Source organism: Methylibium sp. Root1272, from assembly GCF_001425905.1.
GTDB lineage: Bacteria > Pseudomonadota > Gammaproteobacteria > Burkholderiales > Burkholderiaceae_C > Methylibium.
On record NZ_LMDY01000015.1, the window covers coordinates 105,670 to 120,087 of the forward strand.

Here is a 14,418-nt window from a genome sequence, read left to right on the forward strand (position 1 = left end):
ATTCGTTCAATCGGTGCCGGATTTTAGGGGGACGAATCTGACAGCCTCGTGCAGCGAGCGCACCAGGCTGCCGTCGGCATGGCGGTCGATCACGACCAGCACCTGCCCCCCGCTGCGCGCATCGAGCATCGGCGCGACGAGCCGCCCTCCCGGTGCGAGCTGGTCGACCCAGGGCTGAGGGATGTCCTCGCCGCCCGCCGCCGCGATGATGCCGTCATACGGGGCGTTCGGTGCATGGCCGATGCGGCCGTCGCCATAGACCAGCCGCAGGTTCCCCAGGTTCAGCGGCGCGAGGTTCTCACGCGCCTTGTCGTACAGCGGTCTCAGCCGCTCGATCGACACCACCTGGCGCGCCAACTGCGCCAGCACGGCTGCCTGGTAACCGCAGCCGCTGCCGATCTCGAGCAGCCTCGGCCGCGTGCCCGCGGGCTGCGGGGCGAGCATCAGCTCGATCATGCGTGCCACCACCGAGGGCTTGGAGATCGTCTGCCCGAGTCCGATCGGCAGGCTGGTGTCCTCGTAGGCCTGGTTGGCCAGCGCGGTATCGACGAAGCTGTGCCGTGGCACGGCCCGCATCGCCGCGAGCACCCGCGCGTCGCGCACGCCTTCGGCCTGCAGGCGCGCCAGCATGCGCTCACGCACCAGGTGCGAGTCGAGCCCCAGACCGGCGGGCGCGGTGCCACGGCCGCGCTCCGCGGCCGCCTGGTGCAACGGCCGCTGCGGTCGCAGCAGCGGCACGGCTTCACTGCGAGTTGCCGGCTTGACCTGGTCGAGCCGCAGCGGGAACTTCGAGGCCGGTCGCTGGCCGGCACTCATCGTCCGCCCTCGCCCGCACGTTCCAGCCATGAACCCCAGGCCGGCAGACAGGCGTGATCGGTCAGGTCCACCTGCAGCGGCGTGACCGACACATGACCTTGCGCCACGGCATGGAAGTCGGTGCCGGCGCCGGCCTCGCGAGCGTCGCCGGCCGCACCGATCCAGTAGATCGGCTCGCCGCGCGGGTTGCTCTGGCGGATCACCGGCTCGCTGGCGTGGCGGCGGCCGAGCCGGGTGGTGCGCAGGCCGCGCAAATCCTCGTAGGGGCGGTCCGGGATGTTCACATTGAGCAGCCAGGCGCCGGGCACCGGCGGCAACGCGATCACCTGCTCGATGAGGCGGCGTGCCACGCGCGCGGCCGTGTCGAGGTGCGTCCACCCCTTCTCGCTCAGCGAGAAGGCGATCGACGGAATGCCGAACAGATAGCCTTCCATCGCCGCAGCCACGGTGCCGGAGTAGAGCGTGTCGTCGCCCATGTTCGCGCCGTTGTTGATGCCCGAGACCACCAGGTCGGGCCGCTGCGGCAGCAACCCGGTCAGCGCCACGTGCACGCAGTCCGACGGCGTGCCGTTCAGGTAGCGATAACCGTTGGCCGCGGTCCAGACCGACAACGGTCGCTGCAGCGTCAGCGCGTTGGAGGTGCCGCTCGAGTTCTGCTCGGGCGCGACCACGTCGAGCTCGCCCAATCCGCGGCACGCTTCGACCAGCGCCGCCAGTCCGGGCGCGAGATAACCGTCGTCGTTGGCAACAAGGATGCGCATCCGACTCATTGTAGGGAGCCCCACGTCGCCTCGGCGACGGAGTTCCCGCGTACGTCTACCTATCATCGGTCGCCGCGGTCGACCGCGGCAGCAAGGAGACGACATGCACGCCTGGCTCTGCGACAACCCGATCGGCCCCGAGGCGCTGAGGTGGACGGAACTGCCCACCCCCGAGCCACAAGCTGGTGAAGTGCGCGTGGCGGTGCGCTGTGCCAGCCTGAACTTCCCCGATCTGCTGATCGTGCAGAACAAGTACCAGCTGAAGCCTCCGCTGCCCTTCGTGCCGGGGGCCGAGTTCTCCGGCGTGGTCGAGGCAGTCGGTGCCGACGTGACGCAGCTGCAGGTCGGCATGGCGGTCGCGTCGTTCGGCGGCACCGGTGGTTTCGGCAGCCATGTGTGCGTCGACGCCCGGCAGGTGATGCCGCTGCCGCCGGGCTTCGCGTTCGACGACGCCGCCGCCTTCCTGTGCACCTACGGCACCAGCCACCACGCGCTGGTCGACCGCGCGCAGCTGCAGGCTGGCGAGACCGTGTTGGTGCTGGGCGCGGCGGGCGGCGTCGGCACCGCCGCGATCCAGATCGCCAAGGCGGTGGGCGCGCGCGTGATCGCCGCGGCGTCGAGCGACGAGAAGTGCGCCCTGTGCCGCACGCTCGGCGCAGACGCAACGATCAACTATGCGAACGCCGACCTGCGCGAGCAGATCAAGGCTGCTACCGGGGGCAAGGGTCCGGATGTGGTCTACGACCCGGTCGGCGGTGCGATGGCCGAGCCGGTGTTCCGCTCGATCGCCTGGCGCGGTCGCTACCTCGTGATCGGCTTCGCCGCCGGGGCCATCCCGGCGCTGCCGCTGAACCTGGCGCTGCTCAAGGGCGCCTCCCTGGTCGGTGTGTTCTGGGGCGAGTTCGCCAAGCGCGAACCGCAGCAGAACGCGCGGGGCCTCAGCGAGCTGGCAGCCTGGTACGCGCAGGGCCGGATCAAGCCGGTGATCGAGCACCGCTATGCGCTGCGCGACCTGCCGCGCGCCTTCGAGCTGATGGCGTCCCGGCAGGTGCGCGGCAAGATCGTGCTCAGCACCGACTGAAGCGCCCCTACCGCACGGCGGCCGACGCTCCGGCCCCCCGTCGGGGGGCCCTCTTGATCGGCAGGGGTGCACGCAGCCCGGTGCTAAATTCGCGTGCCCATTCAACGCGAGTCTTCCCGTGCGCCGATTGCTGCTGAAGCTGCTCCCGCTCGTCCTCGTCGGCCTGTCCGGCAGAGCGGCTGCGGCCGACGCGCCTTCGCTGGCCTTCGGCGTGATCACCACCACCACCGTCGCCGAGACGCGCGCTGCTTGGGAACCGTTCTTCGCCGCCATGCGCCGCGGCACCGGACTCGACGTGCGCGGCATCTACCACGCGACCTACGAGGAAGCCGTCGACGCCGTGGTGAGCAACCTGGTGCAGCTGGCCTGGGTCTCGAACAAGGCCGCGCTCGACTGCATCGAGCGCACCAACGTCGAAGTGTTCGCGCAGCTGGTCGATTCCGCCGGCTCGCTGGGCTATCGCTCGATCATCATCACGCGTCGCGACAGTGCGCTGCTGTCGATCGACCCCCTGCTCAACCGGCCGCGCACCTGGCGTTTCGCGATGGGCGAGCCCAGCTCGACCTCCGGCGCCGTGATGCTGGAGTACGCGCTGTTCGTGCCGCGTGCCATCAAGCCGGAGGAGCACTTCCTGTCGCTGCGCCGTGGCACCCATGCGCAGACGCTCGCCGCGGTGCTGGGCGGCCAGGTCCATGCCGGCACCTACAACACCGAGGAACTGCATCGTCTGCGCGAGCAGTCGCCAGCGCAGGCTCAGCAACTGCGGATCCTGTGGGAGTCGGCGCTGATTCCGAAGGACCCTCTGCTGTGGCGCCGCGACCTGCCACTGTCGGTGCGCAAGCGCGTCGCCGACTACATCTTCGGTGTGGGCAAGAGCGGCGACGAGAAGCTGATGCTCAAGCGCATGTTCGACCTCGCCGGCTTCAAGCGCTCCAGCAACCAGCAGCTCAAGTTCGTGCTCGACGTCGACGACTTCAAGCAGCGCTCCGAAGTGCTGCTCGATGCGAAGATGGACGAGTCCGCCAAGAACGAACGGCTGGCCGACCTGCGAGAGCGCTACGCTCGCCTGTCACGCGCCGTCCAGGCCGACGCCGACCTGCCGCGGTGATGCCGCGCCAGACCCACGACTAGCGTCGCCCTTTCTGGAGAATCCGATGGCCGTCAAGGTGCTGATCGTCGAAGACAACCCGGTCGCACGCCACTTCCTGGCGCGCGTCGTGCGCGAGAGCTTTTCCGACGTGACCGGCATCGCCGAGGCCGGCGATCTCGAATCCGCCCGCCGCCAACTCGGCATCGGTGGCGCCCCGCCGCTGCCGCCGGGCGGCGAACCGTTCAAGCTGGTCCTCGTCGACCTGGAACTGCCCGACGGCAACGGGCTCGAGCTGCTGACCGAACTGGCCGGGCACGGCGCGACGAAGATCGTCACCACGCTGTACTCCGACGACGATCACCTGTTCCCCGCGCTGCAGTGCGGCGCCGACGGCTACCTGCTGAAGGAAGACCGCTTCGAGGTGCTGGTCGAGGAATTGCAGAAGATCGTGCGCGGCCAGCCGCCGCTGTCGCCGGCGATCGCCCGGCGGCTGCTGTCGCACTTCCGTCTCGGCGACTCGGGCTCGATGGCCCTCGACAGCGCACACGCGCCGGGCGACTTCCAGCCGGCCCGGCCGACCGCCCCGCCGGTCTATGCGGAGCCCGACCACGAGCGCCTGACGCCGCGCGAGACCGAGGTGCTGACTTACCTCAGCAAGGGCTTCACGATCAAGGAGATCGCCGGGCTGATGGGCATCAAGTGGTTCACGGTCAATGACCACATCAAGGCCATCTACCGCAAGCTCAATGTCTCCAGCCGAGCCGAGGCCGCCGTGCTGGCCAGCAAGCAGGGCTTGGTGTGAGCCCGCGTTCCGCGATCTGACGTCCTGGCCTGTCGATGAACGCGCCGGCCGAGCGTCACCCCACGCGGCCGCCACGGCGCGACGCTCGCGCCGCCAGCCCGCCCTCTTCGCGGCTGGACGATAACGACTCAGGCATCGACACGACGGTGCTCGAGCAATGGCTGCCGTCGCGGCTGCGCAGCTCGCGCTGGCTCGGCTGGCGGCTGCGGGCACTGGTCGCGCTGGCGCTGCTGGGTTGCCTGGCGCTGTTCCTGCTGACCCGCGAGCTCGCGCAGCAACCGCGGCTCGACGCCGGCTGGCGCGGCAACGACCAGGGTCAGCTGGTGCTGGCGGCCAGCACCGAGCCGGCGCTCCGGCCCTTCATCGGCCACGCCCTGCTGGGCGTCATCGGCGGCGACAGCCAGGTCGCCGTGCTCGACGCGCTGGCCCTGCAGCGTTCGCCGCGCTGGCTGCCCGGCGACGCCGAGCGGGCCCGTCATCACGAACTGCACGAACAGCTCACACGCGCGCTGTCGCAGGGCCACGTGCGCCTCTACTTCGCCGAAGGCGGCACGGCCGAGCTGCGGCTACAGCCGCGCGGCAGCTTCCGGCTGGGGCTGATGTACTGGCTGCTCGCCGGCCTGGCGCTGGTGCTCTACCTGATCGCGATGGTGGTGCTGCTGGTGCGGCCGATGCTCGCCAATGCCCTGTTCGCGCTGATGGCGCTCAGCCAGTGCGGCAACCTGTTGTTCATCGCCGCGGCGACGGTGTCGGACCTGGCGCTGCCCGGTGGCTACTCGGGGCTGGAAGTGCATGCGCGCACGGCCTTCGATCTGGTCACCGCCGCGGCCATCGTCCACGCTGCGTGCCTGCATCCGCGGCGGCTGCCCGGCGGCCGGGCGATCGCGCTGCTGGCATGGGCCCTCGTCGGCAGCCTGCTGGCGCTCGACGCGCGCTCCGCGCTGCCCCAGGCCTGGTGGTGGACGCAGATCGTCGGCGCCGTGCTCGGCCTCTCGGCGGTCGGCCTGCTGAGCTGGTCCTACCGCATCGAGCCGCACCCCTATGCGCTGGTGCAGCGCCGCTTCGGCATCGTGACGGCCGGCACCTGGATCCTGCTGACGGCGGCGATCGCCGCGGTCAGCCAGACCCCGGGCACGCAACAGGGGATCGCCACCGTCGGCTCGATGATCTGGGTGGTGTTCCTCACCTCGCTGATGCTGCTGGTGCCGTTCCTCGCCAAGTCGCAGCAGATGCTGCGCGAGTTCTCGCTGCTGGCCGGCGTCAGCACCGTCGCGACCTCGCTCGACCTGCTGTTCGTCACGGCCTTCTCGTTCGGCCAGTTCACGTCGATCACGCTGTCGGTGTTCCTGTCGATCGGCCTGTACGTCAGCGTGCGGCAGTGGCTGCTGAACCACCTGCGCGGGACCGGCATGGTCACGATGGAGCGCCTGTTCGAACGGCTGTACCGCATGGCACGCGAGGTCGAGGCCCACCCCGAACGCGCGTCGATCTCGCTGCTGAGCCTGCTGCGCGAGCTGTTCGAGCCGCTGGAAGCGGCGGTCGCGCCGAAGTCGACCACGCACGCACGCGCCAGCGGCGACGGCTCGGCGCTGACCGTGCCGGTGCCCGACCTCAGCCGCATCAGCGGCCGCGCCGACGAGACGCTGGTGCTGCGCTACTCGCAACGCGGCCGGCGCCTGTTCACGCGAGAGGACGCGCGGCTCGCGGACCGCATCGTCGAGCAGCTCAAGCGCGCGGTCGCCTTCGACCAGGCCGTCGAGCGCGGCCGCAGCGAGGAGCGCAGTCGCCTGGCGCAGGACCTGCACGACGACATCGGCGCGCGGCTGCTGACCTTGATGTACCAAGCGCAGAGCCCGGAGCAGGAGGACTACATCCGCCACACGCTGCAGGACCTGAAGACGCTCACGCGCGGCCTCGCGGTCAGCAGCCACCGCCTGTCCCACGCCGCCGCCGAATGGAAGGCCGACGTGCAACAGCGCCTGCAGATCGCCAACGTCGCGCTGGACTGGCACACGCAGTTCGACCGCGACTCGGAGCTGACGGTGGTGCAGTGGTCGGCCCTGACGCGCGTGCTGCGCGAGCTGGTCAGCAACACCATCGCCCACGCCCGGGCCACGCGGGTAGCGATCTCGCTGCAGCTGGCCGACGACCGGCTCGAGCTGCGCATGCACGACGACGGCCATGGCCGCAACCCGCAGGCCTGGGCGCATGGCCTGGGCCTCGGCGGTATCCGGAAGCGAGTCAAGCAGCTCGGCGGCGAGGTCGAGTGGCGCGAACTGCTACCCACCGGCATCGAGTGCCGGGTGCGCTTTCCGCACTGGTCGCAGAGCGCGTCGGCCTGACGATCAGAGCGGCAGCGGGGCCGCCGGCGGCAGCTTGTTGGCGGCCGGCACGCGCCGCAGCACGCGTTGCGGGAACGGGATCTCGATACCCTCTGCGTCGAGCACCGCCAGGATCGCCAGGTTCACCTCGGAGCGCAGGTTGGACTGGCCGTTCAGCGGGTCCGGCACCCAGTACCAGACCGTCAGCTCGAGCCCGTCCGCCGCGAAGTTGCTCAGGTGGACGACGGCCTGGTGCTTCTCGTCCTTCATCACGCGCTCGATGCTGCCCAGCGCGTCGAGCAGCTTGGGGCGCAGGCGCAGGACGTCGGTGCCGTAGGCCACCTGCACCACCGTCGACAGCTGCAGGCTCGGGTCGGTCTGCGAGGCGTTCTCGACGCGCTGCGTGATCAGCAGCTCGTTCGGCACGATGGATTCGCGACCGTTCGGCGCGCGGATGATCGTCGCCCGGGTGTTGATGTCGGTGATGCGGCCCTCGAAGTTGTCGACCTTGACCAGGTCGCCGATGCGCAGCGAGCGCTCGGCCAGCACCACGAAGCCGCTGACGTAGTTCGACGCGAGCTTCTGAAGGCCGAAGCCCAGTCCGACACCGATCGCGCCGCCGAAGACGCTGAGCGCGGTGAGATCGATCCCGGCCGCCGACAGCGCCATCATCAGGCCGACGAACAGCAGCAAGGCGCGCGTGGCGTTCGCCGCGATCTTGCGCAGCGACAGGTCGGTCAGGCGGCCCTTGAGCAGCCGCGCCTCGATCGCCGCGCTGAGCCACAGCGCCAACATCAGCACGATCACCGCGTTGAACGCGCCCTCGAGCAGCGCACGCAGCGTGATGCGCCCGCTGCCGACCTTCCAGCTGATGGCCTCCAGCTCCTCCATCAGCATCGGCAGCACGCCGGTGAACCACAGGATCATGCCGATCCACACCGCCCACGACAGCCAGCGCTCGACGATGCGCACGAAGGCCGATGCCGGGAACGCCGCCCTCAGCACCCGCACGAACACACGAATGAGTGCCAGCGACAGCAGCAGCGCCACCGCGATGCGCAGCACCGCCGGCGGCAGATGCAGCACGGCCAGCAGCAGATGCTGGGCAGTCAGCACGAATATCAGCGACAGCAGCGGGAACAGCGCACCGTCGATCAGCTGGCGGCCGAACAGCACCGAATGGGGATCCTCGCGGTGACCGCGCAACGCGCGCGCCAATGCCCAGGCCAGCGCCAGACAGCCGGCGAGCACGGCGAGCTCCAGCGCGGCATTGACCGTGAGCAGCGCGCTGCCCAGTGCGCTCAACTCGTCGGGGGTCATCGGTCGGGCCATCGACTCTCTCGTCCTTGTTGCGTGCAGCGGCGCGAGCCCGCGGTCAATCGGCCACGCCGGCCAGCACCCGCACGTGGCTGGCCACGCTGCGCGCCAGCGCGCTCAGGGCGTAGCCGCCCTCCAGGCACGAAACGATGCGGCCGCCCGCGTGGCGCTCGGCCACACCCTTGATGCGCCGGGTGATCCACGCATAGTCGGCCTCGACCAGCCCGAGTTGGCCCAGTTCGTCCTCGCGGTGGGCGTCGAAGCCGGCCGAGATGAACACCATCTGAGGCCGGAAGGCCTCGAGCCGCGGCAGCCAGTGCAGATCGATCAGGTCGCGGATCTCCGGCCCCTTGGTGTAGGCCGGCACCGGCAGGTTCACCATGTTGTCGCCCAGCGGCTGGGTCCCGGAGTTCGGGTACAGCGGGTGCTGGAAGAAACTGCACATCAGCACGCGGTCGTCGTTGGCGATGATGTCCTCGGTGCCGTTGCCGTGGTGGACATCGAAATCGATGATCGCCACGCGCTCCAGCCCGCGCCGATCCAGCGCATGACGCGCCGCAACCGCGACGTTGTTGAAGAAGCAGAAGCCCATGGCCTGGCGCCGGGTCGCGTGGTGGCCCGGCGGGCGCACCGCACAGAAGGCGTTCTCGATCTCACCGTCGAGCACCGCATCGGTCGCCGCCACCGCGGCTCCGGCCGCATGCAGCGCCGCGGCCCAGGTGCCGGGGCCGGCGACGGTGTCGGGATCCAGCGCGCGGCGCTGGCCGGTCGCTTCGACCTGCTCCATGAAGCCGCGCAGGTTGGCGACATACAGCGATTCGTGAGCCAGCGCCAAGGTGCCCTCGTCGACCGGCGGCGCCTCGCGCTGCTCGAGCGCGATGTCCAGGCCGGTGGAGATCAGGTGATCGGCAATGGCGTCGAGCCGTTGCGGACACTCGGGGTGGCCGTCGCCCATGTCATGGGTGCGGCAGGCGGGGTGGGAGTAGTAGGCGGTAGCCATCCGTCGTAGCGGTGCGAGGTCTCGGGAATGGCGGCTTTCGGCTAAGGTGTGCACCATGACACTGCACACCCGGCTTCACCAGCTCGTCGATCAGATCGCCACGATTATCGTCGGCAAGCGCCCCCAGATCGAAGACAGCCTGGCCTGCCTGCTGGCGGGCGGCCATCTGCTCATCGAGGACGTGCCCGGCGTCGGCAAGACCACGCTGGCCCATGCGCTTGCGGTCTCGCTGGGCCTGCGCTTCTCTCGCGTGCAGTTCACCGCCGACCTGATGCCCTCGGACCTGGTGGGCGTCAGCGTCTACGAGCGCGGCAAGGAGAGTTTCGTGTTTCATCCCGGGCCGGTGTTCGCGCAGGTGCTGCTGGCCGACGAGATCAACCGCGCCGGACCCAAGACCCAGAGTGCTCTGCTCGAGGCGATGGAGGAGCACCAGGTCAGCGTCGAGGGCGAGACCCGGCCGCTGCCCGCACCCTTCTTCGTGATCGCCACGCAGAACCCGAGCGACCAGCTCGGCACCTACCCGCTGCCGGAGAGCCAGCTCGACCGCTTCCTGATGTGCATCACGCTCGGCTACCCCGACCGCGCCAGCGAGCGCGCGCTGCTGTCCGGCCGCGACCGCCGCGAGGCCATCCACGACCTGCAGGCGGTGATGAACCCCGCCGACCTGCAGGCCGCGCAGCAGGCGGTGCTGGCGGTGCACGCCAGCGAACCACTGCTCGACTACCTGCAGGCGCTGATCGCCGCCACGCGCGACGGCCGCTGGTTCGTCGAAGGCCTGTCGCCGCGCGCCGGCATCTCGCTGCTGCGCGCCGCCAAGGCTCACGCGCTGCTCGATGCGCGCGACTACGTGGCCCCCGACGACCTGCAGGCGGTGCTGCCGCAGACCGTGGCGCACCGCCTGCTGCCGGTCGCCGGGGCCGGCCGGGGCCGGCGCGAGCAGGTGCGCGCGATGATTGACGCGATCGCGCTGCCCTGAACGCCGCGGAGCCGACCGTGAGCGCGGTGCTCGACGACCCGACGGCGCGCAGCGGCCCGCTCGCGCCGCTGCGCATGCGCTGGCGCGCCTGGTGGCAGGCCCGCCATCCGCGCAGCGACACGCTGCAGCTCACGCAGCGCAATGTCTACATCCTGCCCACGCGCGCCGGCTGGGTGTTCGCGCTGACGCTGGGCGTGCTGCTGGTCGCGTCGATCAACTACCAGCTCAGCCTGGGTTACCTGCTGACCTTCCTGCTGGCCGGCAGCGGCCTGGTGTCGATGCACGTCACGCATGCCACGCTGCGCGGCCTGAGCCTGCACCTGCGCCCGCCCCAGCCGGTGTTCGCGGGTGACGCGGCGGTGGTCGAGTGCGTGCTGGCATCCACCGCCCCGCGCACCCGGCACGGCATCGGCCTGCGGCTGGCCGGGCCGGAACGATCGCTGCACTGGAGCTGGACCGACGTGCCGGCCGGGGCCCAGGCCGCCGTGCAGCTGAGCTTCGTCGCGCCGCGGCGCGGCCGGCTGCCGCTGCCCGACGTGGTGCTGGAAACGCGTTTCCCGCTGGGGTTGTTCCGCGCCTGGAGCGTATGGCGCCCGCTGTCGACCGTGCTCACCTACCCTCAGCCGGAGCGGCCGACGCCCCCGCTCCCCGCGGCCCGGGCCACCGGTGGCGAGGCGACCACCGCGCGCAGCAGCGAGGGCAGCGAGCTCGAAGGCATCCGCGCCTACCGGCGCGGCGATCCGCTGAAGCTGGTGGTCTGGAAGAAGGCCGCGCGCGCACTCGACACCGGCGGTGAACTGGTCAGCCGCGACACCCGCAGCGCGGCCCGCCAGGAACTCTGGCTGGACTGGGCAGCGACCGGGGGTCTGCCGCCCGAAGCAAGGCTCTCGCGGCTGGCGGCCTGGGTGCTCGCCGTGGAGCACAGCGGTGCGGCGTGGGGACTGCGCCTGCCGGGCCGCGAATGGCCTCCCGCGACGGGCGAGACGCATCGGCGCGCGGCACTGGAGGCGCTGGCGCTGTGGGCCTGATGCGCCGACCCGCGACGATCGCGTGGCCCGGGTGGCGGCATCTGCCGCGCGAGGCGCGCGACACGCTGTTCCTGCTGGCGGTGATCGCCTGGACAGTGCTGCCGCACGTCGGCCAGCTGCCGGTCTGGTGCACCGCGCTGACGGCCGCCGTGCTGCTGTGGCGCGGCGCGCTGACGGTGCGGGGTGCGGCGCTGCCGAACCGCTGGGTCCTGGCCGGCGTGCTGCTGCTGGCGCTGGCGCTGACCTTCATGACGCACCGCACGCTGCTCGGCAAGGAGTCGGGCATCACGCTGCTGGTGGTGCTGGTGGCCCTGAAGACGCTGGAGCTGCGCGCGCGGCGCGATGCGTTCGCGGTGTTCTTCCTCGGCTTCTTCCTGGTGCTGACGCACTTCCTGAGCTCGCAGTCGATGGCCATCGCCGCGGCCATGCTGGTGTCGGTGTGGGGCCTGATGACCGCGCTGGTGCTCGCGCACATGCCGGTCGGCCAGCCCGGCCTGGCGCGGGCCGGCGCGCTCGCCGGCCGCTTCGCGCTGCTCGGCGCACCGGTGATGCTGCTGCTGTTCCTGCTGTTCCCGCGCATCGGGCCGCTGTGGGGCGTGCCGAACGACGCCGGCGCGAAGACCGGCCTGTCCGGCGAGATGCGTGTGGGCATGATCGCCGAGCTGGCGTCCGACGACAGCATCGCGATGCGGGTGCGCGTGCTCTCGGGCACGCCGCCACCACCGGAGCAGCTGTACTTCCGCGGGCCGGTGCTGAGCGGCTTCGACGGCACGACATGGCGAGTCGGCTCGCCGCGCTTCGCTTCGGGCGCGGCGCTGGCGCGCAACTTGAGGCCGATCGGCGAGCCGGTCGAGCTCGAGGTCACCGTCGAGCCATCGCGGCTGTCCACCATCCCGGCGCTGGAGGCCACGCCGGCCCTGCCGCCACTGGAGGGTCTGCGCACGCAGTTGCTCGACGACCTGCACTGGATCACGAACCGCCCGCTGACCGAGCGCATCCGCTACACCGCGCCGTCGTGGCCGCGCTTCGCCCACGGTCCGACCGAGCCCACGCTCGGCCTGCAGGATGCCCTGGACCTGCCGCCCGGCTTCAACCCGCGCACGCTCGAATGGGCCGCGGCGCTGCGGCGCGACCCACGTTATGCCCAGGCCGACGGCGACACCCTCGCCGCCGCGCTGATGCAGCACATCCGCCTCGAGAGCTTCAGCTACACGCTGGCCCCCGGCCCCTACGACGAGGCGCAGCGCGGCACCGCGATCGACGAGTTCTGGCTCGACCGCAAGGCCGGGTTCTGCGAACACTTCGCGACCGCCTTCGTGGTGATCCTGCGCGCGCTCGACGTGCCGGCGCGCGTGGTCACCGGCTACCAGGGCGCCGAGCGCAACCCGGTCGACGGCACGCTGGTCGTGCGCAACAGCTTCGCGCACGCCTGGGCCGAGTACTGGCAGCCCGGCCAGGGCTGGGTGCGCGCTGACCCGACGGCGGCCGTCGCGCCCGAGCGCATCGACCGCAGCCGCCCGCTGACACCGGCCCCCGGCTTCGTGGCCACCGCCTTCGGCGGCGTGGCGCCCGACGCGCTGCTGCAGCTGCGCGCGCTCTGGGAATCGGCCAACAACGCCTGGAACCAGTGGATCCTGAACTATTCGAGCGGCACGCAGTTCGACCTGCTCAAGCGCCTGGGCTATGCCTCACCGAGCTGGGAGGACCTGGCCATGATGCTGATCGTCGTGGCCAGCGCGCTGAGCCTCGCGGTCGCGGGCTGGGCCTGGTGGAGCCACCATCGCACCGACCCCTGGCTGCGCGCCTACGCGCGCGTGCGGCAGGCGGCCGCGAAGCGGGGCGTCGCGTCGCACAACGGCGTGCCGCCGCGCACCCTGGCCGCGGCCCTGCGGACACGGCACGGCCACGAGGCAGACGCCGCCGCACGAGCGTTGGACGCGCTGGACCGCTTGCGCTACGCCCCTACCGACGTACCGGCCTCCAGGTACGGCACGGCCGTGCAGGCACGCCGGCTCGCCGACACCGCCCTGGCCGCCTTGCGCGACCTGAAGCCTCACACTTCGGCGTCCGAGATGACGATCACCGCTCCCCGATGATGACGAAACCACGCCCCCTCCCCCTGGCGCTTGCCGCGGCCCTGATCGCGCTCACGACCCTCTGCCCGACCCCCGCCGCCGAGGCCGCCCGGGCCCGCAAGAAGCCCGTCCCACTGCAGGACGACAACGCACCCGAAGCCGTGACCTACGGCCGTCGCGAGGACGTGGTGGCACTCGCCGCCGGCATCGCCGAACGGCGCGGGCTCGACCGCGCCTGGGTCGAGGAGACGCTGGCGCAGGCGCGCTTCATCCCGGGCGTGGTGCGGCTGATCCAGCCACCGCCGGCCGGCACGGCCAAGAACTGGGCGGCTTACCGCGCGCGCTTCGTCGAGCCGGTGCGCATCCGCGCCGGCGTGGCGTTCTGGCGGGAGAACGAGCGCTGGCTGCGCGAGGCCGAGGCGCGCTACGGCGTGCCGGCGGCCATCGTCGTCGGCATCGTCGGCGTGGAGACCATCTACGCCCAGCACATGGGCAACTTCCGCGTGCTCGACGCGCTGGCCACACTGAGCTTCGACTTCCCGCGCGACGCGCGGCGCGACCGCAGCCCCTTCTTCCGCGACGAGCTCGAGAGCTTCCTGCTGCTGTGCCGGCAGCAGGGCAGCGACCCGCTGGCGCTCAAGGGCAGCTACGCCGGCGCGATCGGCATGCCGCAGTTCATGCCGAGCTCGTGGCTGAAGTACGCGGTCGACTTCGACGGCGATGGCCGCATCGACCTGCATGCCAACGCCGCCGACGTGATCGGCTCGGTGGCGCACTACCTGGCCGAGTTCGGCTGGCAGCGCGGCCAGCCGACCCACTACGCGGTGGGCGCGCCGGTCGACGTGACCGAGCGCGCCACACTTCTGGCGCCCGACATCCTGCCCAGCTTCAGCGCGACGCAGTTCACCGAGCACGGCGCGGCACTCGAGGCCGCGGGCCGCCAGCACGAGGGTCCGCTGGCGCTGGTCGAACTGCAGAACGGCAACGCGGCACCGAGCTACGTGGCCGGTACGCAGAATTTCTATGCGATCACGCGCTACAACTGGTCGAGCTACTACGCGCTGGCGGTGATCGAGCTGGGCCAGGCGATCGCCACGGTGGTCGAGGCCACGCGCTGAGGCGGCGCACGATGGAACCCCCGCGCCAGCCGG

Annotated in this window: 12 protein-coding genes; 8 read left to right on the forward strand and 4 right to left on the reverse strand. The window is 71.1% G+C overall.

Annotation, left to right across the window (positions count from 1 at the left end; translation table 11 throughout):
- Nucleotides 1-6 precede the first annotated feature (6 nt).
- Both ASC67_RS14710 and surE read right to left on the reverse strand, forming a co-directional pair.
- Nucleotides 7-816: a protein-L-isoaspartate(D-aspartate) O-methyltransferase gene (locus tag ASC67_RS14710; RefSeq protein WP_056322526.1), complete on the reverse strand. Its 810-nt coding sequence runs from the start codon at nucleotides 814-816 to the stop codon at nucleotides 7-9.
- Complete coding sequence (surE, locus tag ASC67_RS14715; protein ID WP_056322529.1) at nucleotides 813-1,577, reverse strand: 5'/3'-nucleotidase SurE; 765 nt, start codon at nucleotides 1,575-1,577, stop codon at nucleotides 813-815. The genes ASC67_RS14710 and surE overlap by 4 nt, the downstream gene beginning before the upstream one ends.
- Nucleotides 1,578-1,680: 103 nt before the next feature.
- Between surE and ASC67_RS14720 the strand changes: the two genes are divergently transcribed.
- From ASC67_RS14720 to ASC67_RS14735, 4 genes are all read left to right on the forward strand, one after another.
- A complete protein-coding gene (locus tag ASC67_RS14720; RefSeq protein ID WP_056322532.1) occupies nucleotides 1,681-2,658 on the forward strand; it encodes an NADPH:quinone oxidoreductase family protein in 978 nt (325 codons plus the stop codon).
- A 118-nt stretch (nucleotides 2,659-2,776) separates the two neighbouring features.
- Nucleotides 2,777-3,766 (forward strand): phosphate/phosphite/phosphonate ABC transporter substrate-binding protein, encoded by a 990-nt coding sequence (phnD, locus tag ASC67_RS14725; RefSeq protein WP_082536039.1) that lies wholly within the window; start codon nucleotides 2,777-2,779, stop codon nucleotides 3,764-3,766.
- Between the two features lie 46 nt (nucleotides 3,767-3,812).
- Nucleotides 3,813-4,550, forward strand: coding sequence for a response regulator transcription factor (locus ASC67_RS14730; protein WP_056322538.1), 738 nt, complete (start codon nucleotides 3,813-3,815; stop codon nucleotides 4,548-4,550).
- A gap of 35 nt (nucleotides 4,551-4,585) precedes the next feature.
- Complete coding sequence (locus tag ASC67_RS14735) at nucleotides 4,586-6,892, forward strand: ATP-binding protein (RefSeq protein WP_056322541.1); 2,307 nt, start codon at nucleotides 4,586-4,588, stop codon at nucleotides 6,890-6,892.
- A 3-nt stretch (nucleotides 6,893-6,895) separates the two neighbouring features.
- On the opposite strand, the gene ASC67_RS14740 is transcribed toward ASC67_RS14735, so the two are convergent.
- Together ASC67_RS14740 and ASC67_RS14745 are read right to left on the reverse strand one after the other, a co-directional pair.
- Nucleotides 6,896-8,203: a mechanosensitive ion channel family protein gene (locus ASC67_RS14740; RefSeq protein WP_056322545.1), complete on the reverse strand. Its 1,308-nt coding sequence runs from the start codon at nucleotides 8,201-8,203 to the stop codon at nucleotides 6,896-6,898.
- Between the two features lie 43 nt (nucleotides 8,204-8,246).
- Nucleotides 8,247-9,188: a histone deacetylase family protein gene (locus ASC67_RS14745; protein ID WP_056322548.1), complete on the reverse strand. Its 942-nt coding sequence runs from the start codon at nucleotides 9,186-9,188 to the stop codon at nucleotides 8,247-8,249.
- Nucleotides 9,189-9,243: 55 nt separating this feature from the next.
- Here ASC67_RS14745 and ASC67_RS14750 point away from each other — a divergent pair, with 55 nt between their 5' ends.
- The 4 genes from ASC67_RS14750 to mltB are packed head-to-tail and all read left to right on the forward strand — an operon-like array spanning nucleotide 9,244 to nucleotide 14,385.
- Nucleotides 9,244-10,164: a MoxR family ATPase gene (locus tag ASC67_RS14750; protein ID WP_056322551.1), complete on the forward strand. Its 921-nt coding sequence runs from the start codon at nucleotides 9,244-9,246 to the stop codon at nucleotides 10,162-10,164.
- 17 nt (nucleotides 10,165-10,181) lie between these two features.
- On the forward strand, nucleotides 10,182-11,192 hold the full coding sequence (locus ASC67_RS14755) for a DUF58 domain-containing protein (RefSeq protein WP_056322554.1): 1,011 nt from the start codon (nucleotides 10,182-10,184) through the stop codon (nucleotides 11,190-11,192).
- A complete protein-coding gene (locus ASC67_RS14760) occupies nucleotides 11,192-13,288 on the forward strand; it encodes a transglutaminaseTgpA domain-containing protein (RefSeq protein WP_056323168.1) in 2,097 nt (698 codons plus the stop codon). Before ASC67_RS14755 ends, ASC67_RS14760 begins: the two co-directional genes overlap by 1 nt.
- Entirely contained in the window at nucleotides 13,285-14,385 is a 1,101-nt protein-coding gene (gene mltB / locus ASC67_RS14765; RefSeq protein ID WP_056322557.1) for a lytic murein transglycosylase B, read from the forward strand. Before ASC67_RS14760 ends, mltB begins: the two co-directional genes overlap by 4 nt.
- Nucleotides 14,386-14,418: the final 33 nt, after the last annotated feature.